Here is a 20,339-nt window from a genome sequence, read left to right as displayed (position 1 = left end):
CTCTGCGGGCGTAGTTGGGGCGTTCAGGCCCCGGCCGCCCACACCCGTCGATAGAGGGCGATAATCTCCGCCTCTGACGGAACCAGTGGATTATTGCCCGGTGAACCCGACGCCAGCGCCTGCCGCGCCATCACCGGCAGCAGCCTATCCCATTGGCTGGCGTCAATGCCGAAAGCGGCAGGGGAGGGTACCTGGAGTTCGGCGTTGATCCGCTCCAGTTCGTCGATCAGCTTGCCGACCGCGCCCTGATCGCCTTCATCCCGGTCGGCGACGCCCATAGCGCGCGCGCAATCGGCATAGCGTTTGAGCGCGGCGGGTGCGGAGAAAGCGGTGATCGCGGGCAACAGCATGGCGTTGGACAGGCCGTGGGGCACATGGAAATGCGCCCCGATCGGGCGGCTCATGCCGTGGACCAGCGCGACGCTGGCGTTGGAAAAGGCGATGCCGGCCTGCATCGACCCGAACATCATCGCCTCGCGCGCGGCGCGATCCTGCGGGTCGGCCCAGACCTGGCGCAGATTGGGCGCAATCGCCCGCATCGCCGATAGGGCGAAACTGTCGGAGAACGCATTGGCCTTGCGCGAGACATAGGCCTCCATCGCATGGGTCAGAGCGTCGATGCCGGTGTCGGCGGTCAGACGCGGGGGCATGGTGAGCGTCAGTTCATAATCAACCAGTGCGGCGACGGGCAGATAGGCCATGCCCGCCATCAGCATCTTTTCATCGCTGACCTCGTCGGTGATGATGGTGAAGCGGGTCGCTTCCGACCCCGTGCCCGCCGTGGTGGGGATGGCGACGACCGGCAGGCCGGACTGATCCTGAAGATGGGGCGCCTTGTAGTCGCGGCACTGGCCGCCATGCACGGCCAGCACGGCGATCGCCTTGGCGCTGTCAATAGGGCTGCCGCCGCCGAAGCCGACGACGCAATCATGCTCGCCCGCCTCCAGAAAGGCGCGCGCGACCTCGATTGAAGCGGCTGTCGGTTCCGGCACGGTATCGGCAAAGACGCGGGCGTTGATGCCCGCCGCCTTCAGCCCTTCGACCAGCATCGCCGCCTTGCCGCTGTCCGCCAGAAAGCGGTCGGTGACGATTAGGGGTCGGTCGAGTCCCAGCATGTCCAGCAGCGAAGGCAGATCGCGCGATACGCCGCCGCCGACACGGATGATCCTTGGCAAGGCCGCCTGAAACGCCATCATTCCCCTCCGCTACGATCCTGCGCCGGACCCGTCCGTCCTTTCTGGTCCAGACAGACGGACGGGGCAAGCGTGCAAGGCGGGATCAGCCGGTCAACAGCGCGGGTTCCTCGATCAACACCTTGAGCGTGCGCATGAAGTCCGCGCCGTTCGCGCCGTCAATGGCGCGATGGTCGCACGACAGCGAGAGTTTGACGATGGTGCCGAACGCCAGCGCATTGCCGATCTCGATTGGTTCGCGCGCGCCCGCGCCGACCGCCAATATGGCGCCCTGCGGCGGGTTGATGATCGCGTCGAACTGGTCGATGCCGAACATGCCCAGATTGCTGACCGAAAAACTGCCGCCCTGAAATTCTTCGGGTTGCAGCTTGCCGGTGCGGGCTTTTTCGGCAAGCGTCTTCACCTCCCGCGAAATGGCGGCGACCGACAGCCTGTCGGCGCCCTTCACGATGGGGGTGATCAGGCCCTTGTCGGTGGCGACGGCCACGGCGATGTCGGCGCTGCCGAAGCGATGGATTTCATCGCCATGCACCTGCACATTGACGTCGGGGTGACGGACGAGCGCCAGCGCGCAGGCGCGCACGATATAGTCGTTGATGCTGGGCGCTTCGCCGGTCGCGGCTTTCGCCTGGGTGCGCAGGCCCAATATGGCGTCGATCCGCACCTTCGACCGCAGATAGAAATGCGGGATGGTCGATTTGCTGTGGCTCAAGGCCTTCGCAATGGCCTTGCGCATTGGCGACATCTTGACGATCTCCGCCGCGCCCGCAGCCGGGCGCGCAAATTCCATTGGAGCGGGAGCAACGGCGGGTGCGGATGCAGGAGCGGGAGCCGCTGCAGGCTTCACCCTCGCCAGCACGTCCGCCTTGCAGATGCGGCCGCGCGGGCCGGTTCCGGCGATGCCGCCCAGATCGACGCCGTGCTCCGCCGCCAGTCGCCGGGCGAGGGGGCTGGCGAACACCTCGCCCAGCGCATTGCCGACGGGGGCAATGTCGACCGCCGCGCCGCCGCCAACCGCCACGGGTGGCAGGCTGGCCTGCCGCACATCCTGGAAGGTGATGCGACCATCCGGTCCGGACCCGGCTATACCGCTGACGGCAATGCCGTTTTCTTCAGCAAAACTGCGCGCGATGGGGCTGATGTTGATATCCGCAGGGATGACGATGGCCTGTTTGGCCGGAGCCGCTGGCGGCGGCGCTGCGGCCGCAACAGGCGCCGGCGCGGGAGCGTTTGCGGCGGCGGCGGGCGCTTTGCTCTCGCCGGGCTTGTATCCCGCGATGAAGGCGTCGATTTCGGCTTCGCTCGGCGCGTCGTCCGGCCCGGCCAAAATGGCGATCAGTTCGCCCACCTGATAGGAGCCGCCCGTTTCGGCGATCAGCCGGGCGAACATGCCGTCGGCTGCCGCTTCGACCTCATTGGTGATCTTGGCGGTTTCGATGAGAGCCAGCAGATCGCCCTTTTTGAAAGGCGCGCCCTGCGCCACCTTCCATTCGGCGACGACGCCCTCTGTCATTTCAATGCCCCATTTGGGCATGGCGAATGCGCGTAGGTTGGCCATGACCGCTTAACCCCGACGATAGGACATGATCTGGACCGCCTTCGCCATGATTTTTTCTGGCGAGGGCAGATAGGCGGCTTCGAGTTCGCGGGCGAACGGCACCGGGCTGTGCGGCGGCGTCACCATCTCGATCGGCGCCCTGAGCGAGGCGAACGCCTTTTGCGCAACCAGCGCCGACAGGTCGGTCGCAAAGGAGCAGCGGGGCGGCGCTTCGTCGACGGTGAGCAGCCGCCCGGTGCGCTCGACGCTGTCGAGGATCGCCTCCTCGTCCAGCGGGCTGGTGGTGCGCAGGTCGAGCAGGTCGCAACCGATGCCGTCCTGCGCCAGCGTCCTGGCGGCTTTTTCGGCCATGCCCACCATCATGCCGGTGGCGAGGATGGTGATGTCGTCGCCCTGCGTCACCTGTCGCGCATGGCCGAAGGGCAGGATGAAGTCGCCATCGGGCACTTCGCCCTTCACCGCGTAAAGGAATTTGTGCTCCAGGAAGATCACCGGATCATCGTCGCGGATCGCGGCGGCCAGCAGACCCTTGGTATCGGCGGGGGTGGAGGGCATCACGACCTTCAGCCCCGGCATGGCGGTGACGAACTGGTGGATCGACTGGCTGTGCTGGGGCGCGGCATTGTATCCGCCGCCATAGGGCATGCGGATGGTGATGGGGCATTTGGACTTGCCGCCGAACATATACCGGAATTTGGCGACCTGATTCCAGATCTGGTCCATGCACACGCCGATGAAGTCGGCGAACATGATTTCGGCGATGGCGCGCTTGCCGGTCAGCGCCGCGCCCGCCGCCGCGCCGATGATGGCGCTTTCCGAAATGGGCGTGTCGATGACGCGGTCCGGGCCATATTTGGCCCACAGGCCGCCCGACGTGCCCCAGATGCCGCCAATCGCCTCAGGGCCGCCGGCCGAGCCATTGCCGCCGACGATATCCTCGCCCAGCATGATGACGCTGTCGTCGCGCGCCATTTCCTCATCGATCGTGTCGCGAATGACGTCGCGGATCATCTTGACTGCCATGATGCTCTGTCCTCTCGCGCGTCAGTAGCTGATGTAGACGTTGGTGGTGACGTCTTCGGCTGTGGGCCGGGTTGCGGTTTTCGACTGGGCGACCGCCCGGTCGATCAGGTCGGCGACTTCCGAATCGACCGTGTCGAGCTCGGCGCCCTCCAGCAATTTGGCCTCCGTCACCTTGGTGCGGAAGGTCTTGAGGCAATCGCGTTCCTCGCGGATGCGATCCAGTTCGCCGTCGCCGCGATAGCGTTGCGGGTCGCCTTCGAAATGGCCGTAGAAGCGTTCGCAATCCAGCTCGATGGAGGCCGGGCCATTGCCCGCCTTGCAATATTCGATCAGCTCGCCCATCGCCTGATAGACGTCGAAGAAGTCAATGCCGTTGGCCTTGATCGCCTTCATCCCGAATGCGGCCGAGCGCGCCGTCATGCTTTCCGCGCCAACGGCGTAGGCTTCGCCGGTATGTTCCGAATAATGGTTGTTTTCGAACACGAAGATGACCGGCAGCTTCAGCACGACGGCCATGTTCATCGCTTCAAAGGTCGTGCCCTGGTTGCAGGCGCCGTCGCCCGAAAAGCAGATCGACACCGTGCCGTTGCTCTTGGCGGTGATCCCCGCGCCGACAGCGATCGGCGCCCCCGCGCCGACGATGCCGTTCGCGCCCAGCATGCCGACGCCGACATCGGCGATATGCATCGACCCGCTCTTGCCCTCGCACAGGCCCTCGCTCGATCCGTAGATTTCCTTCATCATGGCGATGACATCGCAGCCCTTGGCGATGCAATGGCCATGGCCGCGATGGGTGGAGATGATATAGTCGGTGGGATCCAGATGTTCGCACACGCCGACGGCGCAGGCTTCCTGCCCCGCGTATAGATGGGTGAAACCGGCAATCTCGCCCAGCGCGATTTCGTCATGCAGACGTTCCTCGAACATGCGGATCGTCTTCATCTGGCGATAGGCCCGGATCAGGGCTTCGCGGCTCAGCTGCATGTTGCTCTCCTGTCTGACCGGGCGTTCACAGGCCCAGCACGGTCTTGGCGATGATGGTGCGCTGGACTTCATTCGTCCCGCCGAAAATGGTCCAGGCGAGACTGTTGAGATAGCGCGGGGCGGCCAGTTGCGCGGCTTTGCAATGGGTAGGGGCCGGGGCGTTCGCGCCATAGAGGGGACGCCGATGCTCCAGTTCCAGCCCGGCATAGCCATAAAGCCGCACGGCCATGCCATCGACCTGCTGGCGCAGAGTCGAGGCGATCATTTTCGACAGCGACGTCTGCGGGCCGGGCGGCAGGCCCTTGGCCATTTCCGCCAGCACGCGCAGTTCGGTCATTTCCAGCGCCTGGGCGGTCAGCTCAATGCGGGCGAGGTCGGCCATGAACCCCGGATCATCGGCCATCGTGCCGCCATGGCCATCGGGCTCGGCCGTCGCGCTGTCGCGCAGCTTGGCGATGTCGGACAGCAATTTGGGCGCGTGGCACGCGCCGCCCCGTTCGTTTTCGAGCAGAAATTTGGCAATGGTCCAGCCCATGCCTTCCGCGCCGATCAGATTGTCCACCGGCGCGACAACGTCATCCAGATAGACTTCGTTGACCTCATGGTCGCCGGCCAGCCCCCTGATCGGACGCACTTCGATGCCTGGCTGATCCATATCGACCAGAATGAAGCTGATCCCGGCCTGGGGTTTTGCTTGCGCGTCGGTGCGGACGAGGCAGAAAATCTTGTTGGCGTGGTGGGCGTGGGTGGTCCACAGCTTGCGGCCGTTGATGACATAATGATCGCCGCGTCGCTCCGCCCGCGTCCGCAGGCTGGCGAGGTCGGAGCCGGAACCGGGTTCCGAAAAGCCCTGACACCAGTAGTCGCTGCCGTCGAGAATGCGGGGCAGGATGCTTGCCTTCTGCGCCGCCGTGCCGAACCGGCAGATGACGGGGGCCAGCAGTTTGAGGCTGAGCACCGGCAGGCTGGGTGCGTTGGCGAGCGCGCATTCCTTCTCGAAAATATAGCGTTGAACGGGCGACCAGCCGGTGCCGCCGCAATCGACCGGCCAGTTATAGGCAAGCCAGCCCTTTTCATACAGGATGCGCTGCCACAGTTGGCCGATGTCGGGCTCGACAAAGACGCCCGGCGTCGCCGCCGTTCCTTCGCGCAGTTCATCGGGCAGGCTGACGTCGAGGAAGGCGCGGACTTCCTGGCGGAAGGCTTCATCCTCCGGGGTGAAAGACAGGTCCATATTGCTTATCGTTCCAAAATGGTGACGCCCGAAATGCCGGGCGCGCCATAGACATGGGTGTAGGCGGTGCGGGGCGTGCCGGGCGCCTGACGACCACCGCCCGCGCCGCGCAGTTGAACCGCATTTTCATAAACCTGACGCAGCCCGGAAGCCCCGATCGGTTCGCCGCAGGCAAGGCAGCCGCCATCCGTGTTGATCGGCAGCTTGCCGTCGATACGGCTCCAGCCCTCGGCCAGCCATTCTTCCTGTTCGCCATCCTTGCAAAAGCCGTTTTCTGCCATGTGCATGATTTCCGCGCCGGATTCGGTGTCCTGCAACTGGGCGACGTCGATATCCTCCGGCCCGATGCCCGCCATTTCAAACGCCGCGGCCGACGCCAGCAATGTCGGCGCGCCGCCCCGTTCGATGGACAGGCTGGGCGAAAAGACCTCGAACGAACCGGGCGGACGTGTGCGGGTGACAGCCGCCTTGATGCGGATGTCGGCGCGGCCGAGTTCACGGGCCTTCTTTGCACTGGCGAGGATCAGCGCGACGCCGCCTTCAGCGGGCGAGCAGAACATATATTTGGTCAGCGGATCCGAAATCATCTGGCTGTTCAGGATCGTGTCGAGATCGACCGGGCTGCGCCGCCAGGCGTGGGGCGCATGAACGCCATTGTCGAACGCCTTCTGCGCGACCCGGCCCAGCGTTTCGTGGCTGATGCCGTGATGCGCCATATAGCGTTGCAGCTTCATCGCGAAGAACTGCGTCGTCACCATCATGCCTGCTTCGCCATACCAGTCGGGCAGGCTGTATTCGGACGGCATGGCGTTGAACGCGCCGCGCGGATGCTTGTCGAAGCCGAAGGCGACGCCCAGATCAAATTGGCCCGACGCAATGCCCTGCCATGCGCCGATCAGCGACGATCCGCCCGTGGCGCAACCATTGCGGACATTGATGATGGGGATGCCGGTCAGCCCCATTTCGTTGATCATCGTGTCGGCATTGCCCGAACTGTCGGAGCCGCCGAACCCGAATTGCATGTCAGCCCATTCAAGGCCGGCGTCCTTCAACGCCTCCCGGATGGCGAAGGCCCCCTGTTGCAGGCCCGACAGGCGGTCGGTGCGACCGAAAGGGTGAATGCCGATGCCGACGATGAAGACATCCGCCATGGCTCAATCCTCTCTGACAGGGGCAAAGGCGAAGGTGCGGATGGTGCGCCCCTGGGCATCGACATTCAGCGGCGCGAGCACCGTTTCCATTTCCATGCCGATACGCAAATCGTCGAAATCGACATCGACAAAGGGCGCTTCCACGATAACAGCGCCCGGCAACTCGACATAGCCCAGGGCAAAGGGCGTGAACTCTTCCGGCCCGGCATAGGGCGGCGTTTTGGGGCGGTAGCGTTGCACCGTCCACGACCATAATGTGCCGCGGCTGGGCAGCGTGACCGGTTCGTAAAGGGCGTTGCCGGTGGGGCAGGGGAACATGATTTGCCCGGTGTCGCGATGGCGGCCCCCGACCAGTGCGGGGATGGGGCTATCCACGAACAATCCTTCGGCTATGTCTATTGTCTGCCCCATGGCTGGCACTCTCCCTGACTTGATAATGACTATGGGAAGGCCATCGCTTCAGGGCATCTGTAAGAAAGCATAGGTTCCCGACCGGGATCGGCGAACTCGATGAAAAACAAGGCCCAAGCTGTCGAAATTCCAACAAAAAGGGGCCCTGCCAACAGGTCGGCAAGGCCCCTTTCCGGGGAAAATGACGGGACGGGTTCAGGCCGTGGCGTGCGTGCCGGGGGCGGCGACCGCGACGCTGCCCAAATAGCCGAGCTGGGTCGCCTTGAACACCGTCTGGCTGCGGTTCACCGCCTCCAGCTTGATCGCCGCATTATGGATATGGAAGCGCACCGTGGCGCAGCTGCGGTTCAGAATCATGGCGATTTCCACGTCTGTCTTGCCCAGGGCCGCCCAGCGCAGGCATTCCACCTCGCGCTTTGACAGGCGGCAATTGCGGGGAATCCAGGGCCGTTGGCTCGTGACGCGGGAATATCCGTTGATGAACCGCCGCCCCTGATATTCCAGAACGTCGGCATAGGCGTCGAATTCACGGCTGAGGTCGCTGCGGCCTTCATCAATTGGCGAAAAGCTGACCACGCCGATCTGGCCAAAGGGCAGATGCACGGGGATGACAATGACCGAGGCGGCGTTCACTTCATCGTGAAAATGCGAAAGGTCGATCTTGTCGAGAAGGGGGTTGGGCGCGCGCGTGCGGATGCCGTCGGCATTGACCCAGAAAGGTTCGCTTTCATAACGACAGGCGAATGTGAGCGGGGAGCTGAGCGCAAGCAGCGGCTTTTTCCACCACTGGTCTTTTGATCCCGGCCATCCGAAAACGTCGGAGGCGAGGGCATTGCCGTCCGCGTCGGCCATGGCCATCTTCGACGCGATGTTGGCGCAGGCGGCGACGCGCAGGTTGCCAAGATCCCTGGCAAGATCCCGCAACGCTTCGGCGGCAGGCCGGACATCCTCGATCGACGAGATGCAGATTGTGCCCTGCCTGCTTGTCCGGAAATCGACCTGGCTTTTGCTCGGTTGGTCGGTGCGGTCCATGCAGGCGACGAATGAGTCGACTGTTCTCTCCATGGGGGAAAAGCTACGCCCGTTAAGGTCCTTAGACAAGCGTCCAAAACCTGTGACTAGCGCTAGGTTTTTTGTTCGTCGCCGCGCGCCTTCCTATTGGAAAGCGCAGTCGGCTTTGCCGCGGTCACAGTGCTTTAATATGGGCATCGGCGGCGTTTTTCCGCTGCCGTCAAATATGGCCATGGGTTTAGGGGTGAGGAAGCCGTGAATTTCGATCTCAACGACGAGCAGGCGATGCTGCGGGATCTGGTTGAGCGGTTTCTGGCCGATCATTATGATCCGGTGCGCCGCCTGGCCTATGTCGCGCAGCCCGATGGCTTTGCATCGGAAAACTGGATGACCCTGGCTGAAACCGGGTTGCTCGCTCTTCCGCTGTCGGAGGAGATGGGCGGCCTTGGCGGCGGCGCTGTCGAACTGATTACGTTGATGGAGGCGCTGGGCCGGGGCGTTGCTGTCGAGCCGGTGTTGCCGGTCGTCATGATGGGCGCTGCGATCATCGACCGGGGCGGCGACGACGCCATGCGTGAAGCGGTGTTGCCCGCAGTGGTCCGCGGCGAGCGTTTTCCGGTGCTGGCCCATATGGAACGATCAGGCCGCTTCATGCCGGGCGCCATCGCCACGCGGGTGAGCGACGTCGACGGGCAGGCGCGCATCAACGGTGAGAAGATCTGCGTATTGGGCGGCTCCTTTGCCGACCTGCTGCTGGTTTCCGCGCTGGATGACGCGGGCGGAGGGAGCGTCCTTCTGGTCGAGGCGGGGAGTGCGGGCGTGTCGCGCGTGCATTATCGTCTCGTGGACGGTTCGGTCGCCAGCGACATCAGGTTCGACAACGCTGTCGGAAAGCCTTTGCAGCGGGGGGGGGCTGCGCTGGCGGTGGTGCTCGACCAGAGCCGTCTGGCCATCGCCGCCGAGTTGATGGGGCTGATGACGCGCATATTCGATGCGACCGTCGATTATGTAAAGACGCGCGAACAGTTCGGCCAGCCGATCGGCCGCTTTCAGGCGATTCAGCATCGCCTGGCCGATTGCTATGCGCTGGTTGAACTCAGCCGTTCCCAGCTTTATCGGGCCGCTGCGCAGATGCCGGGAACCGATGCAGCGCACGCCGCGATCGTCGGCGCCAAGGCGTTCATCAGCAGCAGCGCGACAACTGTCGCGGAGGAGGCGGTGCAGTTGCATGGCGGCATCGGCACGACCGAGGAGCTGATGGTGGGGCAGGCGTTCAAGCGCGTCCTGCTGCTCACCCGCCTGCTGGGCGATGTCGACCATGATCTGCGCAGCTATACCCAATGTCGTCAGGCGGCCTGACCGCCCGATGTTCAGGCTTGTGACCCTGCTGCGCCGGCGGCCTGGCATGTCGGCAGAGGATTTTCGCGCTTATTACGAGTCGCGCCACCGAGTGATGGGGGAGCGCGTCCTGTCCGGCCAGGCGCTGCGCTATGTCCGCCGCTATGTAAGGCCATTGCAGGAGGGAAGGGCGCCCGGCTTCGATGTGGTGATGGAGATCGACTTCGCCGACCGGGCCGCGCATGACCGCTGCATGGCGATGCTGGCGACGCCCGATATCGCGCGGGAAATAGCAGAGGATGAGGAGCGCCTGTTCGACCGCGCCGCCACCTTGTCTTTCACCGTGGAAGAGTGCGAAAGCGTGATGCCGCCGCCGGCGGATCGCGCAGGGGATTGAGAACGCAATGACTGAGACTTTTCATCGGGTGGCGCAGGCGAACGAGATTGCCGACAAAAGCCTGCGGGCGTTCGTCGTCAACGGCTGGCCGGTGCTGGTCGCGCGCGATGAGGGCAAGCTGTTCGCCGTCATCAACCGCTGCACCCATCAGGCCGCCAGTTTCACGCCGGACGGCCGGGTGCGGCGCGGGGCGGTGATGTGCCCGCTGCATGGCGCGCGGTTCAAGCTGGACAGCGGCGAATGTCTGGGCGGCGCAGGATATAGGCCGTTGATGAAATTCGACCTGCGCGAAGATGCCGAGGGCTGGATCGAGATTGCTGTGCCCGACGAAGCGCCGGGCGCTGAACATCTGCCGGTCACGCCGCTTGGCTGAGGATGGTCCGGCTGTCTTGAACGTGTGAAAAGGGCGAGGGGTCACGCCCCGCCCCTTTTCCCTTCCTTCGCCCATTCGATGCCCCGGCGCAGCAGGTCGTAAAAGACCGGCAAGTTCCAGGCGCAGCGGTCGACTTGCGGCCACCAGTCGAGAAAGGGCTGCATGTCGTAATGGCCGCGACAATGGCCGAGCGTATTGTAGAGCACTGCGCCCTTGCCCTGATCCTTGATATACAGAACCGGGTGTCGTCCATGGGCCCAGTCATGTTCGTCAAAGCCGGTGGCGTCGCCTTCGAACTCGGTGTCCAGCAGCACATGAAGGTCGCCGTGCTGTTCCATCAGATAAAGTTCGTCGGTCGTGTCGAATGGCTCGATACCCTGCGTCAGCGGGTGATCGTGATCGGCGACGCACACCCTGTAGGGCGCGATGGGGGGATGGGCGATGAACTGCGTGCCCAGCGTCTCCATCATCAGCGGCGCCCAGCGCGGCGCGCCATACAGCCCGTTGTCGAACAGGCGCAGCACCGAATTGGTGCCGTGCAGCGCATACCAGCGCCCGCCCGCCCGCACCCAGTCGCGCAGCGCCTCCTGCGCCTCCAGCGGCGGGGTGACGTCGCAGGTGTAGGTAATCAGGAAATCGGCCTGCCGGATCGCTTCGATATTGCCGTAATCCTCGAACACGCGGGTGCGCACCCGGCTGTCCTCGGCCAGCAGTTTCAGCAATTCCAGCCGGGCGAAATCGAAATCATGATATAGCCCGCCCGCGATCAATACGCAGTTGAGCCGCGCCGGTTGGTCGTTGTTCATCGCGCCCTCGATCAGAACTGAACGCGCTTGGTCAGCGCGCCGTCGATGACCAGACTGGCGCCGGTCATGAAGCGGCAGGCCGGCGACGCGACGAACGCGATCGCCTTGCCGATTTCCTCGCCTGAACACATGCGGCCCATGGGAATCTGGCCCAGAATGGAGTCGTAAAATTCGGGCGCCGCCGCCTTGATGCCCGCCCATGGGCCGTCTTCGGTATAGATGGGGCCGGGGATCATGCAGTTGACGCGAATGCCTTCGGCCGCATGCTTCTGGGCCAGCGACTTGCTGTAGTTGATGACCGCAGCCTTCAGCGCATTATAGGGTTGTGGCCCCATAAATTCCTCGACCGCGCCGGTCGATGACAGGGTCACGATCGAACCGGCGTCGGATTTTTGCAGATGGGGCAGGGCGGCGCGCACGCCGCGCGAAAGCGGCAGGATGTCGGCGTTCATCACCGCCATCCAGCCTTCGTCGCTGTCGACGCCCAGATTGGTCGATACGAAGGAGATGAAGATGTCGCACCCGCCCAGCGCGGCGGCGGCCTCGTCGATGAAGGCGGGCAGCGCCTTTGCATCGCTGGCGTCAACCGCCTTGCCGAAAGCGTTCACGCCCAGCGCGTTCACGCGCGCCACCACGGCGTCGACCTTCTCCTCAGTCCGGCCGCACAGGGCGACATTGCACCCTTCCTGAGCCAGAATTTCGGCGGTGTGGCGGCCGACGCTGGCGTTCGCGCCGATCAGTATCGCCTTGCGGCCCTTCAATCCCAGATCCATTTTTCTCTCCTGCCGGTGCGCGGTGGATTCTTGAAAGTCGCACCATAATGACCGCCGCGCCAAGCGGCACTGACGATTTCGCCAGTCGCGCCCAGCCCATGGGAAACGACAGGGGCGCGGGTCGACTTTGCCGCCTATGAAGGATTTGATGCAACAGGAGGGACCGCAAGGCATGAGGGGCGACCGCAGGACAATCGGCGACTATCTTCGGGACCATGCCGCCGCGCGGGCGGACGCGGTCGCGCTGGTGTTCGAAGATCGGGAAACCAGCTTTGGCGCGCTGGACAGGCAGGTCAGCCGGGTGGCGAACGGGCTGGCCGCGATGGGCATTGGGGCAGGCAGCCGGGTCGCCTTTCTGGGCAGGAATTGCGATCTGTATTTTCAATTTTGGCTGGGCGCGATCCGCGCCGGGGCCGTGATGGTGCCGATCAACTGGCGCCTAGCGCCGCCGGAGGTCGCCTTTGTGCTGGGCGACAGCCGGCCCGCGCTGCTGCTGGCCGACCCTGAATTTCTGGCCGCGCTCGAAACGCCGCCTGCCTGCCCGTCGCTGCTGACGACGGACGGGGAGGAGGGGCAGTCGTTCGAGGCCTGGCGCGACGCCCAGTCCGAAGCCGATCCCCGCACGGATGGCGGTTATGACGACGTCGTCCTGCAACTCTACACATCGGGCACGACGGGCCATCCCAAGGGCGCGTTGCTCACCAACCGCAGCCTGCTGGGCCTGCGCGATGCGGTTCCGGAAGATGCGTTGCCGGTCTGGTATCGGTGGGATGCCGATGATGTGGCGCTGGTGGCGATGCCGATATTCCACATCAGCGGATCGGGCTGGGGGCTCTGGTCGCTTCAGCATGGCGCCAAAGCGATCATCGTGCGCGATTTCGATCCGCATCAGGTGCTGGACCTGCTGGTGCAATATCGCATCACCAAGCTGATGATCGTGCCGACGGCCTTGCGCATCATATGCGACCATCCCCGTGCGACGCAGACTGATTTCAGCTTCCTCGACTATATCTGCTATGGCGGTTCGGCGATCCCGCTGGATTTGCTGCGGCAGGCGATCGGCATTTTCGGCTGCGGCTTTGCGCAGATGTACGGGATGACGGAGACGGCGGGGACGATCACCGGCCTGCCGCCCGAAGACCATGATGTGGCGGGCAATGACCGCATGGGCAGCGTCGGCCTGCCGCTGCCGGGCGTCGAAATCCGTATTTTCGATGGTGACGGGCGGGAATTGCCCCGTGGCGAGGTGGGCGAGATCGCGATCCGTTCGGCCGCCAATATGGTCGGATATCATAACCGGCCCGACGCGACGGCGGAGACGATTGACGCGGACGGCTGGCTGCGCACCGGCGATGCGGGGCGCATGGACGCGGACGGCTATGTCTACCTGGCTGACCGGATCAAGGACATGATTATCACCGGCGGCGAGAATGTCTATCCGGCCGAGGTGGAGAACGCGATTTTCAGCCATCCACAGGTGCATGACGTGGCCGTGATCGGCGTGCCCGACCCCAAATGGGGCGAGGCGGTCAAGGCGATCGTCGTGCCGGTTGAAGGCGAAAGCCCCGATCCCGCCTCCATCATCGCCTGGGCGCGCGCCCGGATCGCCGCTTACAAGGCGCCCAAGTCGGTGGATTTTGTCGACGCATTGCCCCGCAACCCGTCGGGCAAGGTGCTGCGCCGTGTATTGCGCAACCGTTATCGCTGAACCTCCGACTTTCAAGAGTAGGGGCGGGGACGCAAAGCGCATAGCCTGACCCACGAAACACAAACATCCAAGGAGAGGGGCGTGAGCCGCAACTATACCGGTCCGCTGGAGGACCGTATCGCCATCCGCGAACTGATGGAAAGCTACGCCGATGCGGTCAACCGCGCCGACCGCGCGCTGATGACCAGCCTGTGGGCCGAGGACGGCCATTGGGATCTGTCGCACTATCCGCAACTGGGCGTCGTATCGGGCCGCGACGCGGTGATGGAATTATGGGCCAGCGCCATGCCGGCCTATCCCGAACTGTCCTTCATCGCCATGCCCGGCATGATCCAGGTCGATGGCGATACGGCTGTCGCCCGCACCTATTTCTCCGAAGTCTATACCGATCCCGACAGCGGCAAGGACAAGCGCGCGCGGGCCTGCTACAATGACAAGCTGGTCAAGCGCGGCGGCCAGTGGCTGTTCAAGGAGCGCGTTTTCGGCATCATTCACCAGACCTGAGCGGCCTTTGGGGAGAAGGCCCATGATCCTCGTCACCGGTCTGATCAGGACCGACCCTGAGACCTTTCCGGCGTTGCTGGCGCGGCTGAAGTCGCTGTGCGAACCGTCGCGGGCGGAAGATGGCTGCCTGTTCTACCATATGGGCGTGGATGACGAGGCGTCCTGCGCCATCATGGCGATGGAGGGATGGCGGGATCGCGCGGCGCTGGACGCGCATCTGGCGCTCCCGGCCATTGCGGGGCTGCTCGCCGAATTTGGCGGGCGCTACACCGTCGACGTGTCGATCCACAGCGTCGAAGCGTCGGAAAAATTCATGCTGTAAAGGCTATTTGCCGGCATTTCTCTCCATAATGATGTCGGCAAAGGAAAGGCCTGGATCGTCCGGACGATCCAGGCCTTTCTGTTTTCCGTTGAGCGGCGCTCAGTGCGCGGTCATGCCGCCGTCGATGACCAGTTCCGACCCCGTCATGAAGCTCGCCGCAGGGCTGGCGAGATAGGCGATGCCCTGCGCGATCTCGTCGGGCTGGCCCATGCGGCTCATGGCGTGGCCCGCCGACACTGCGCCGCGCGCGGTTTCCAGATCGGGGAAGACGCCTTCGTCGACATAACGGGCGAAGATCGTGTCCATCATGTTGGTGTCGATGCCGCCTGGGTGGACCGAATTGACGCGGATGGGCAGTTTCAGCATCGCAAATTCGAGGGCCGCAGACTTGCTGTAGAGCTTCACCGCGCCCTTGCTGGCGCAATAGGTCGACATGAACGCCGCACCGCGCAGGCCGCCGACCGACGACAGGTTGATGATCGACGATCCGCCGTCCCGGTCCACGCCGCTGCGCGCCAGCAAGGGCTGCGCCGCCTGCGTGCCCAGGAAAACGCCTTCGACATTGATCGCCATGCATTTGCGAAATTCGGCCAATGTCGTGTCGGCGATGCTGTTGGTCACCGATATCCCGGCATTGTTGACGAGGATGTCGAGGCGGCCGAAATACTGTTCGATCCGGGCGATGACGCTGGCCCAGTCCTCCGGGCTGGTCACGTCGAGCGGGGCGTAGAGCGCCGCGCCCGCGACATCGGCCTGGCGAGCGACGTCGGTTGCGATCGCCTGTGCGCCGCTGTCGGCCAGCGCCGCGACGGTCGCGCGGCCAATGCCGCCGGTAGCCCCCGTCACCAGCGCCACCGCGCCGGTCAGATCCGTTTTTCCGCTCATCCTCTTCTCTCCTGTCGTTTCGGGGGTCAGCGCGCGGTCCAGCCGCCGTCGACGACGACTTCGCTCCCGGTCATGTAGCTGGCGTCGTCGCTGGCCAGGAAGGCGACGACCTTGCCGATCTCGACCGGCCTGGCGAGCCGCTTGATCGGCGTCGTTTGCGCCATGGCGTCGATCATGGCGTCGGCCGTGGTCCCTTCGCGCGCGGCCCAGCGTTCGAAGCCCTGCCGCAGCAGCGGCGTGTCGACAAAGCCGGGATGAACGCTGTTGACGCGAATGGGGACGCCCGCTTCGGCAAATTCCAGCGCGTTAGACTTGCTGAACAGGCGCACGCCGCCCTTCGACGCATTATAGGCGGCGACTTCGCCCATGCCGACCAGGCCCATGATCGAGCTGATGTTGATGATGCTCGATCCATAGGGGGTCGATGCGCCGCCCTTGGCCAGCAGCGGCTGGAATGTCTTGGTGCCCAGGAACACGGTGTCGAGGTTCAAGGTGATGAGGCGGCGCCAGTCCTCCAGCTTCAGATCCTGCACCTTGCCGGTGAGGTCAGCGCCGACATTGTTCACCAATATGTCGAGATGGCCGAAATCCTGTTCCACCCGCGCGCGCGCGGCGGCCCAGGCCTCCTCGCTGGTCGCGTCAAGCCGGAGATAGCGGGCGCCGGTCAGCGCGGCGGCGATCGCGGTCGCATCGGCCGAATCTTCGGGATCGAGATCGGTCACGTAAACCATCGCGCCATCGGCCCCCAGGCATTCGCTGATCGCCCGGCCGATACCCCGTAAACCGCCGCTTACCAGCGCGATCCTGCCTTCCAGCCTGCCTGCCATCTCATCATCCTCTCTATGTCGCGCCGCATCGGGCGCGTTTGACCGCATCGTCAGCCTTGTCCCCGCGCGGGCGCGTGCAGGCACCTGCTTTTTTTGGCAGGGTGACGCGACCGGCGAGCAGGGCCATGCAGGTGCCACGATAGCAACAAGAGGATGACGACGGCCATGGACATGGAACGCTTTGCGCAGGTCAGGGACATGGTGCAGCGCATCTATCAGCTCACCGGGACCGGCCAGTGGGACGCGGTCGCGGAGATGCTGACCGACGATTTCCTGATCCTGGAAGCCGACAGCCTGCCTTATGCCGGGCGCTATGAAGGCAAAACGGCGTTGCAGGATCTTTATACCAGGGTCTTCGCCTACTGGGGCGATGCCTCGCTGGAGACCGGCGACATCTGTATCGGCGATGATCACGCCATAGTCTTCGTGACGGTCACCGCGACGTCGCGCTATAGTGGCGAACGGTTGAAGATGCCGCTGACCGAGGTGTTCCACCTGCGCGGAGACAGGTTTTGCGGCATTACGCCCTATTATTTCGATACGGCCGCGATCGCCCGGGCAACCGGCCTGATCCCGGCCTGACGCGCGGAGAGGCAGGATCATGGCGAATCTTTCGGGCAAGGTCGCCCTCATCACCGGCGGCACGTCGGGCATTGGCCGGGCGTGCGTCGGGCGGCTGACCGCCGATGGCGCGAAGGTGGTCTTTACCGGGTCGAACGCCGAAAAGGCGCAGAGCCTGTGCGAGGCGACCGGCGCGACCTTCATCAGGGCGGCGGTGCAGGATCCGGCGGACTGGGCGCGGGTCGAGGCGCTGATCAGGAACGATTTCGGGCGGCTGGACATCGCCTTCGCCAATGCGGGCACGGAACGGGGCGACGCCAATGTCGAGGCGGTGACGCTGGAGGCGTGGAACGACATTGTCGGCATCAACCAGACCGGCGTGCTGCTGACCATCAAGTCGGCGATCGCGTTGATGAAGCACAATCCGCAAGGGCCGGGCGGGTCGATCATCGTCAACAGTTCGATGAACGCCAATCGCGCGCTCAGCAACTATATCAGCTATTCGGTGACCAAGGCCGCCGTGGTCGCCATGGTCAAGGCGACAGCCATCCATTGCGGCCTGGAAAAGCTTAATATCCGGTGCAACGCCATTCTGCCCGGCGTCGTCGAGACCGACATGATCGCGGGCATCATCGCCAGTTGCCCCGACCCCGATGCGGCGCGCGCCGCCTATGAAGGCATGTCGCCCATGGGCCGCATGGCGAAGCTGGAGGAGGTTGCCGGGCTGGTCGCTTATCTCTCCTCGGACGAGGCGGCGTTCATCAACGGCGCCGACTATGCCATCGACGGCGCGACGACGGCGGGCATGACCGGGGTCTGAGGGGCCGGAACCCGGTTCGGGGAAGGAGAGGGCGCGGGCGACCGCGCCCTTTTTTGCGTCTCAGGGCCTGCCCTGCCGGAAACGCTAGGATGAACAGGCAGGGGTGCTTGTATAGTCTGGCCGCGAAGGGCGGGGGGGCCATCCGTCGCGCCCACAGGAGGATTGAGGATGACACAGGCGCCCCGCCACCCGTTGACCATCGATGGCCGCGATCCGGCCAGTCTGCGCGGCGATCCCATCACTGGCGACCGCTATACATCGGCCGCGTTCATGCAGAAGGAATGGGACCACATGTGGACCCGGATCTGGCATGTGGCCGGGCGGACCGCGGAGCTGGAGGAGCCGGGCGATTATGTCGTCCATGATTTCCGCCACGAAAGCGTGATCTGCGTCCGGCAGGACGACGGGGCCATCAAGGCCTTCTACAACGCCTGCGGCCACCGGGGGATGCGGCTGGCCGACGGCGCGTCGAGCGTCCGCAGCTTCAAGTGCCCCTATCATGGCTGGCGATGGGGGCGCGACGGGGTGCTGGAGCATGCGCAGGACGCGCATGATTTTCCGCAGGGCAATCCATGCGGAAAGCTGAAGCTGAAGGAACTGCGCTGCGCCACATGGGGCGGGTTCGTGTGGTACACGATGGACGACAATGCCCCCGAACTGCTCGACTATCTGGCGCCGATGCCCGACATCTACAAAAACTATCCGATGGACACGGCGGTGCGCGTCTTCTGGATGAAGATCAACCTCAACACCAACTGGAAATTCGCGACCGACAATTTCTCCGAAAGCTATCACACCCGCACCGCCCATCCGCAGGTGCCGCCGTGGATCGATCAGGATGTCGATACCGCCCGGCATGAAATGTATCCCGGCGGTCATGGCCGCACGGTTCAGCCGATGCGCCCGTCATTGAGCGATCGCCTGCCCGATGGCGCGCCGCACCCGTTCGACTTCATCCTGCGCCAGTGGGGCATCGACCCCGAATCCTATCCCGATTACGAGACAAAGGCGATGCAGGGCTGGCTGGACCTCAAGGCCGCCAAGCGAGCGCTTTGGCGGGAGCGCGGCTATGTTCATTACGAGCATATGGACGATGAAGAGATCACCGACAGCCCGCATACGGTGATCTTTCCCAATGTCACCATATCCTTCCTGCCCGACAATCTGGTCTTCTTCCGCACCGAGCCGCATCCCGACGATCCGGGCAAATGCACGTTCGACCTGTGGTGCATGGCCTTTCCGGTGGAAGGGCGGACCGAGGTCGAATCGATCATGGCCGGGCCGCAACCGCTGCGCGAGGCGGAGATGATATGGCGCGATTTCGACAATGGCGCGGGCGTGCCGGAAATCGAGGGACAGATCGTCTATCAGGACATGATGCTGGCCGAAGGGATGCAGCGCGGCATGCATTCGCGCGGCTATGGCGACGCCTATCTGACCGGGCAGGAAACCCGTGTCCGCTATTTCCATGAGGTGTTGAACGACTATCTGGAAGGGCGGCGCTGAAGCGCGCGCGCCTTCATCGTCAGGTCCGGGGGCGGGCCTGACGATAGCTGCCCAGGATGCGCACCGATTTGCTGTGGAATTCCAGTTCGGCGAGCGCGCGGTCGACCGCCGGGTCGCCCGGCATCCCTTCGATGTCGCAGTAGAATTCGGTCGCGGCGAAGCTGGCGCCGCGCTGGTAGCTTTCCAGCTTGGTCATGTTGACGCCGTTGGTGGCGAAGCCGCCCATCGCCTTGTAGAGGGCGGCGGGGATATTCTTCACCTCGAACAGGAATGTCGTCATCACCGGGCCGATGCCGGCGTCGGGGGTGTGCGGGTCGCGCGAGAGCACGACGAAGCGCGTCATATTGTCGTCGCTGTCCTCGATATTTTCCGCGATCAGGCGCAGCCCGTAAAGCTCAGCCGCCAGATAGGGCGCGATCGCACCTTCGCCCGGAATGCGGTTTTCCGCGACCAGCGCGGCGGCGCCGGCGGTGTCGGCATAGGCGATCGGCCGGATGCCGCGTTCGCGCAGATAGTGGCGGCATTGCCCCAGCGCTTGCACATGGCTGATCGCGCTGGTGACGGGCATATCGCCGGGCGCCATCAGGCAGTGGCGAATGCGCAGGAAATATTCGTCGACGATGTGCAGCCCCGATTCGGGCAGCAGGAAATGCATGTCGGCGACGCGGCCGTGGAGGCTGTTTTCGATGGGGATGATGGCGCGATCGGCCTGACCGCCGCGCACCGCGTCGATCGCGTCCTCGAACGAAAAACAGGGCAGCGGCACGCAATCGGGCGCGTAACCGAGCGCCGCCAGATGCGAGTTGGCGCCGGGCGCACCCTGATAGGCGATGGCCCGCGCCGGGTTGGCGGCGGCCTTTTGCGCCATGTCGGCGACCAGGGTGCGGGCGGGGAGGGGGTAGTTTTCCATGAGCGAGTGCGCGCTTAGGCAGTTGGCCCGCGCGAGGCAAGCGT

Annotated in this window: 22 protein-coding genes; 9 read left to right on the top strand and 13 right to left on the bottom strand. The window is 64.3% G+C overall.

The window, feature by feature from the left end:
• Nucleotides 1-23: 23 nt before the first annotated feature.
• From GGR44_RS03435 to GGR44_RS03400, 8 genes are all read right to left on the bottom strand, one after another.
• On the bottom strand, nt 24-1,196 hold the full coding sequence (locus GGR44_RS03435) for an iron-containing alcohol dehydrogenase (protein WP_246344283.1): 1,173 nt from the start codon (nt 1,194-1,196) through the stop codon (nt 24-26).
• Between the two features lie 82 nt (nt 1,197-1,278).
• Nucleotides 1,279-2,751: a 2-oxo acid dehydrogenase subunit E2 gene (locus GGR44_RS03430; RefSeq protein WP_183954010.1), complete on the bottom strand. Its 1,473-nt coding sequence runs from the start codon at nt 2,749-2,751 to the stop codon at nt 1,279-1,281.
• Between the two features lie 6 nt (nt 2,752-2,757).
• Complete coding sequence (locus GGR44_RS03425; protein ID WP_183954009.1) at nt 2,758-3,774, bottom strand: alpha-ketoacid dehydrogenase subunit beta; 1,017 nt, start codon at nt 3,772-3,774, stop codon at nt 2,758-2,760.
• A gap of 21 nt (nt 3,775-3,795) precedes the next feature.
• Nucleotides 3,796-4,758, bottom strand: coding sequence for a thiamine pyrophosphate-dependent dehydrogenase E1 component subunit alpha (locus tag GGR44_RS03420; protein WP_183954008.1), 963 nt, complete (start codon nt 4,756-4,758; stop codon nt 3,796-3,798).
• A gap of 25 nt (nt 4,759-4,783) precedes the next feature.
• The gene (locus GGR44_RS03415; RefSeq protein ID WP_183954007.1) at nt 4,784-5,992 is read right to left on the bottom strand and encodes an acyl-CoA dehydrogenase family protein; all 1,209 of its coding nucleotides are present in this window, start codon (nt 5,990-5,992) and stop codon (nt 4,784-4,786) included.
• A gap of 5 nt (nt 5,993-5,997) precedes the next feature.
• Complete coding sequence (locus GGR44_RS03410; RefSeq protein WP_183954006.1) at nt 5,998-7,143, bottom strand: thiolase family protein; 1,146 nt, start codon at nt 7,141-7,143, stop codon at nt 5,998-6,000.
• A gap of 3 nt (nt 7,144-7,146) precedes the next feature.
• Nucleotides 7,147-7,554, bottom strand: a complete 408-nt coding sequence (locus GGR44_RS03405; RefSeq protein ID WP_183954005.1) for a Zn-ribbon domain-containing OB-fold protein — start codon at nt 7,552-7,554, stop codon at nt 7,147-7,149.
• Between the two features lie 195 nt (nt 7,555-7,749).
• Complete coding sequence (locus GGR44_RS03400; RefSeq protein ID WP_246344282.1) at nt 7,750-8,619, bottom strand: helix-turn-helix transcriptional regulator; 870 nt, start codon at nt 8,617-8,619, stop codon at nt 7,750-7,752.
• Between the two features lie 201 nt (nt 8,620-8,820).
• On the opposite strand from GGR44_RS03400, the gene GGR44_RS17145 reads away from it, so the two are divergent.
• The 3 genes from GGR44_RS17145 to GGR44_RS03385 are packed head-to-tail and all read left to right on the top strand — an operon-like array spanning nt 8,821 to nt 10,673.
• A complete protein-coding gene (locus tag GGR44_RS17145; RefSeq protein WP_183954004.1) occupies nt 8,821-9,924 on the top strand; it encodes an acyl-CoA dehydrogenase family protein in 1,104 nt (367 codons plus the stop codon).
• Between the two features lie 7 nt (nt 9,925-9,931).
• On the top strand, nt 9,932-10,300 hold the full coding sequence (locus tag GGR44_RS03390) for an EthD domain-containing protein (protein WP_183954003.1): 369 nt from the start codon (nt 9,932-9,934) through the stop codon (nt 10,298-10,300).
• A 7-nt stretch (nt 10,301-10,307) separates the two neighbouring features.
• A complete protein-coding gene (locus tag GGR44_RS03385; protein ID WP_183954002.1) occupies nt 10,308-10,673 on the top strand; it encodes a Rieske (2Fe-2S) protein in 366 nt (121 codons plus the stop codon).
• 41 nt (nt 10,674-10,714) lie between these two features.
• Here the strand turns inward: GGR44_RS03385 and GGR44_RS03380 are convergent, their stop codons facing one another.
• Both GGR44_RS03380 and GGR44_RS03375 read right to left on the bottom strand, forming a co-directional pair.
• On the bottom strand, nt 10,715-11,479 hold the full coding sequence (locus GGR44_RS03380; RefSeq protein WP_183954001.1) for a ThuA domain-containing protein: 765 nt from the start codon (nt 11,477-11,479) through the stop codon (nt 10,715-10,717).
• Nucleotides 11,480-11,490: 11 nt separating this feature from the next.
• The gene (locus GGR44_RS03375; protein WP_183954000.1) at nt 11,491-12,252 is read right to left on the bottom strand and encodes an SDR family NAD(P)-dependent oxidoreductase; all 762 of its coding nucleotides are present in this window, start codon (nt 12,250-12,252) and stop codon (nt 11,491-11,493) included.
• Between the two features lie 172 nt (nt 12,253-12,424).
• Here GGR44_RS03375 and GGR44_RS03370 point away from each other — a divergent pair, with 172 nt between their 5' ends.
• From GGR44_RS03370 to GGR44_RS03360, 3 genes are all read left to right on the top strand, one after another.
• Nucleotides 12,425-13,960, top strand: coding sequence for a long-chain-fatty-acid--CoA ligase (locus tag GGR44_RS03370; RefSeq protein ID WP_183953999.1), 1,536 nt, complete (start codon nt 12,425-12,427; stop codon nt 13,958-13,960).
• A gap of 81 nt (nt 13,961-14,041) precedes the next feature.
• Nucleotides 14,042-14,464, top strand: a complete 423-nt coding sequence (locus tag GGR44_RS03365; RefSeq protein ID WP_183953998.1) for an SgcJ/EcaC family oxidoreductase — start codon at nt 14,042-14,044, stop codon at nt 14,462-14,464.
• Between the two features lie 22 nt (nt 14,465-14,486).
• Nucleotides 14,487-14,786: a putative quinol monooxygenase gene (locus tag GGR44_RS03360; protein WP_183953997.1), complete on the top strand. Its 300-nt coding sequence runs from the start codon at nt 14,487-14,489 to the stop codon at nt 14,784-14,786.
• 99 nt (nt 14,787-14,885) lie between these two features.
• On the opposite strand, the gene GGR44_RS03355 is transcribed toward GGR44_RS03360, so the two are convergent.
• Both GGR44_RS03355 and GGR44_RS03350 read right to left on the bottom strand, forming a co-directional pair.
• Nucleotides 14,886-15,671 (bottom strand): SDR family NAD(P)-dependent oxidoreductase, encoded by a 786-nt coding sequence (locus GGR44_RS03355; protein ID WP_183953996.1) that lies wholly within the window; start codon nt 15,669-15,671, stop codon nt 14,886-14,888.
• Nucleotides 15,672-15,697: 26 nt separating this feature from the next.
• A complete protein-coding gene (locus tag GGR44_RS03350; protein WP_183953995.1) occupies nt 15,698-16,498 on the bottom strand; it encodes an SDR family NAD(P)-dependent oxidoreductase in 801 nt (266 codons plus the stop codon).
• Nucleotides 16,499-16,651: 153 nt separating this feature from the next.
• Between GGR44_RS03350 and GGR44_RS03345 the strand changes: the two genes are divergently transcribed.
• From GGR44_RS03345 to GGR44_RS03335, 3 genes are all read left to right on the top strand, one after another.
• Nucleotides 16,652-17,080 (top strand): nuclear transport factor 2 family protein, encoded by a 429-nt coding sequence (locus tag GGR44_RS03345; protein WP_183953994.1) that lies wholly within the window; start codon nt 16,652-16,654, stop codon nt 17,078-17,080.
• Between the two features lie 19 nt (nt 17,081-17,099).
• The gene (locus tag GGR44_RS03340) at nt 17,100-17,879 is read left to right on the top strand and encodes an SDR family NAD(P)-dependent oxidoreductase (RefSeq protein WP_183953993.1); all 780 of its coding nucleotides are present in this window, start codon (nt 17,100-17,102) and stop codon (nt 17,877-17,879) included.
• A gap of 168 nt (nt 17,880-18,047) precedes the next feature.
• A complete protein-coding gene (locus GGR44_RS03335; protein ID WP_183953992.1) occupies nt 18,048-19,385 on the top strand; it encodes an aromatic ring-hydroxylating oxygenase subunit alpha in 1,338 nt (445 codons plus the stop codon).
• 19 nt (nt 19,386-19,404) lie between these two features.
• Here the strand turns inward: GGR44_RS03335 and GGR44_RS03330 are convergent, their stop codons facing one another.
• The gene (locus GGR44_RS03330) at nt 19,405-20,295 is read right to left on the bottom strand and encodes a prephenate dehydratase (protein ID WP_183953991.1); all 891 of its coding nucleotides are present in this window, start codon (nt 20,293-20,295) and stop codon (nt 19,405-19,407) included.
• Nucleotides 20,296-20,339 lie beyond the last annotated feature (44 nt).

Source organism: Sphingobium fontiphilum (assembly GCF_014196635.1).
Taxonomy (GTDB): Bacteria; Pseudomonadota; Alphaproteobacteria; order Sphingomonadales; family Sphingomonadaceae; genus Sphingobium; species Sphingobium fontiphilum.
Note: the sequence above shows the minus strand (reverse complement) of the source record. Positions and strands in the feature narration are given on the sequence as shown.

What these genes read in the sequence shown, in the direction of transcription:
- GGR44_RS03435 (WP_246344283.1), bottom strand. Translation starts at nt 1,196, where the DNA reads ATGATGGCGTTTCAGGCGGCCTTGCCAAGGATCATCCGTGTCGGCGGC.
- GGR44_RS03430 (WP_183954010.1), bottom strand. Translation starts at nt 2,751, where the DNA reads ATGGCCAACCTACGCGCATTCGCCATGCCCAAATGGGGCATTGAAATG.
- GGR44_RS03425 (WP_183954009.1), bottom strand. Translation starts at nt 3,774, where the DNA reads ATGGCAGTCAAGATGATCCGCGACGTCATTCGCGACACGATCGATGAG.
- GGR44_RS03420 (WP_183954008.1), bottom strand. Translation starts at nt 4,758, where the DNA reads ATGCAGCTGAGCCGCGAAGCCCTGATCCGGGCCTATCGCCAGATGAAG.
- GGR44_RS03415 (WP_183954007.1), bottom strand. Translation starts at nt 5,992, where the DNA reads ATGGACCTGTCTTTCACCCCGGAGGATGAAGCCTTCCGCCAGGAAGTC.
- GGR44_RS03410 (WP_183954006.1), bottom strand. Translation starts at nt 7,143, where the DNA reads ATGGCGGATGTCTTCATCGTCGGCATCGGCATTCACCCTTTCGGTCGC.
- GGR44_RS03405 (WP_183954005.1), bottom strand. Translation starts at nt 7,554, where the DNA reads ATGGGGCAGACAATAGACATAGCCGAAGGATTGTTCGTGGATAGCCCC.
- GGR44_RS03400 (WP_246344282.1), bottom strand. Translation starts at nt 8,619, where the DNA reads ATGGAGAGAACAGTCGACTCATTCGTCGCCTGCATGGACCGCACCGAC.
- GGR44_RS03390 (WP_183954003.1), top strand. Translation starts at nt 9,932, where the DNA reads ATGTTCAGGCTTGTGACCCTGCTGCGCCGGCGGCCTGGCATGTCGGCA.
- GGR44_RS03385 (WP_183954002.1), top strand. Translation starts at nt 10,308, where the DNA reads ATGACTGAGACTTTTCATCGGGTGGCGCAGGCGAACGAGATTGCCGAC.
- GGR44_RS03380 (WP_183954001.1), bottom strand. Translation starts at nt 11,479, where the DNA reads ATGAACAACGACCAACCGGCGCGGCTCAACTGCGTATTGATCGCGGGC.
- GGR44_RS03375 (WP_183954000.1), bottom strand. Translation starts at nt 12,252, where the DNA reads ATGGATCTGGGATTGAAGGGCCGCAAGGCGATACTGATCGGCGCGAAC.
- GGR44_RS03370 (WP_183953999.1), top strand. Translation starts at nt 12,425, where the DNA reads ATGAGGGGCGACCGCAGGACAATCGGCGACTATCTTCGGGACCATGCC.
- GGR44_RS03360 (WP_183953997.1), top strand. Translation starts at nt 14,487, where the DNA reads ATGATCCTCGTCACCGGTCTGATCAGGACCGACCCTGAGACCTTTCCG.
- GGR44_RS03355 (WP_183953996.1), bottom strand. Translation starts at nt 15,671, where the DNA reads ATGAGCGGAAAAACGGATCTGACCGGCGCGGTGGCGCTGGTGACGGGG.
- GGR44_RS03350 (WP_183953995.1), bottom strand. Translation starts at nt 16,498, where the DNA reads ATGGCAGGCAGGCTGGAAGGCAGGATCGCGCTGGTAAGCGGCGGTTTA.
- GGR44_RS03345 (WP_183953994.1), top strand. Translation starts at nt 16,652, where the DNA reads ATGACGACGGCCATGGACATGGAACGCTTTGCGCAGGTCAGGGACATG.
- GGR44_RS03340 (WP_183953993.1), top strand. Translation starts at nt 17,100, where the DNA reads ATGGCGAATCTTTCGGGCAAGGTCGCCCTCATCACCGGCGGCACGTCG.
- GGR44_RS03335 (WP_183953992.1), top strand. Translation starts at nt 18,048, where the DNA reads ATGACACAGGCGCCCCGCCACCCGTTGACCATCGATGGCCGCGATCCG.
- GGR44_RS03330 (WP_183953991.1), bottom strand. Translation starts at nt 20,295, where the DNA reads ATGGAAAACTACCCCCTCCCCGCCCGCACCCTGGTCGCCGACATGGCG.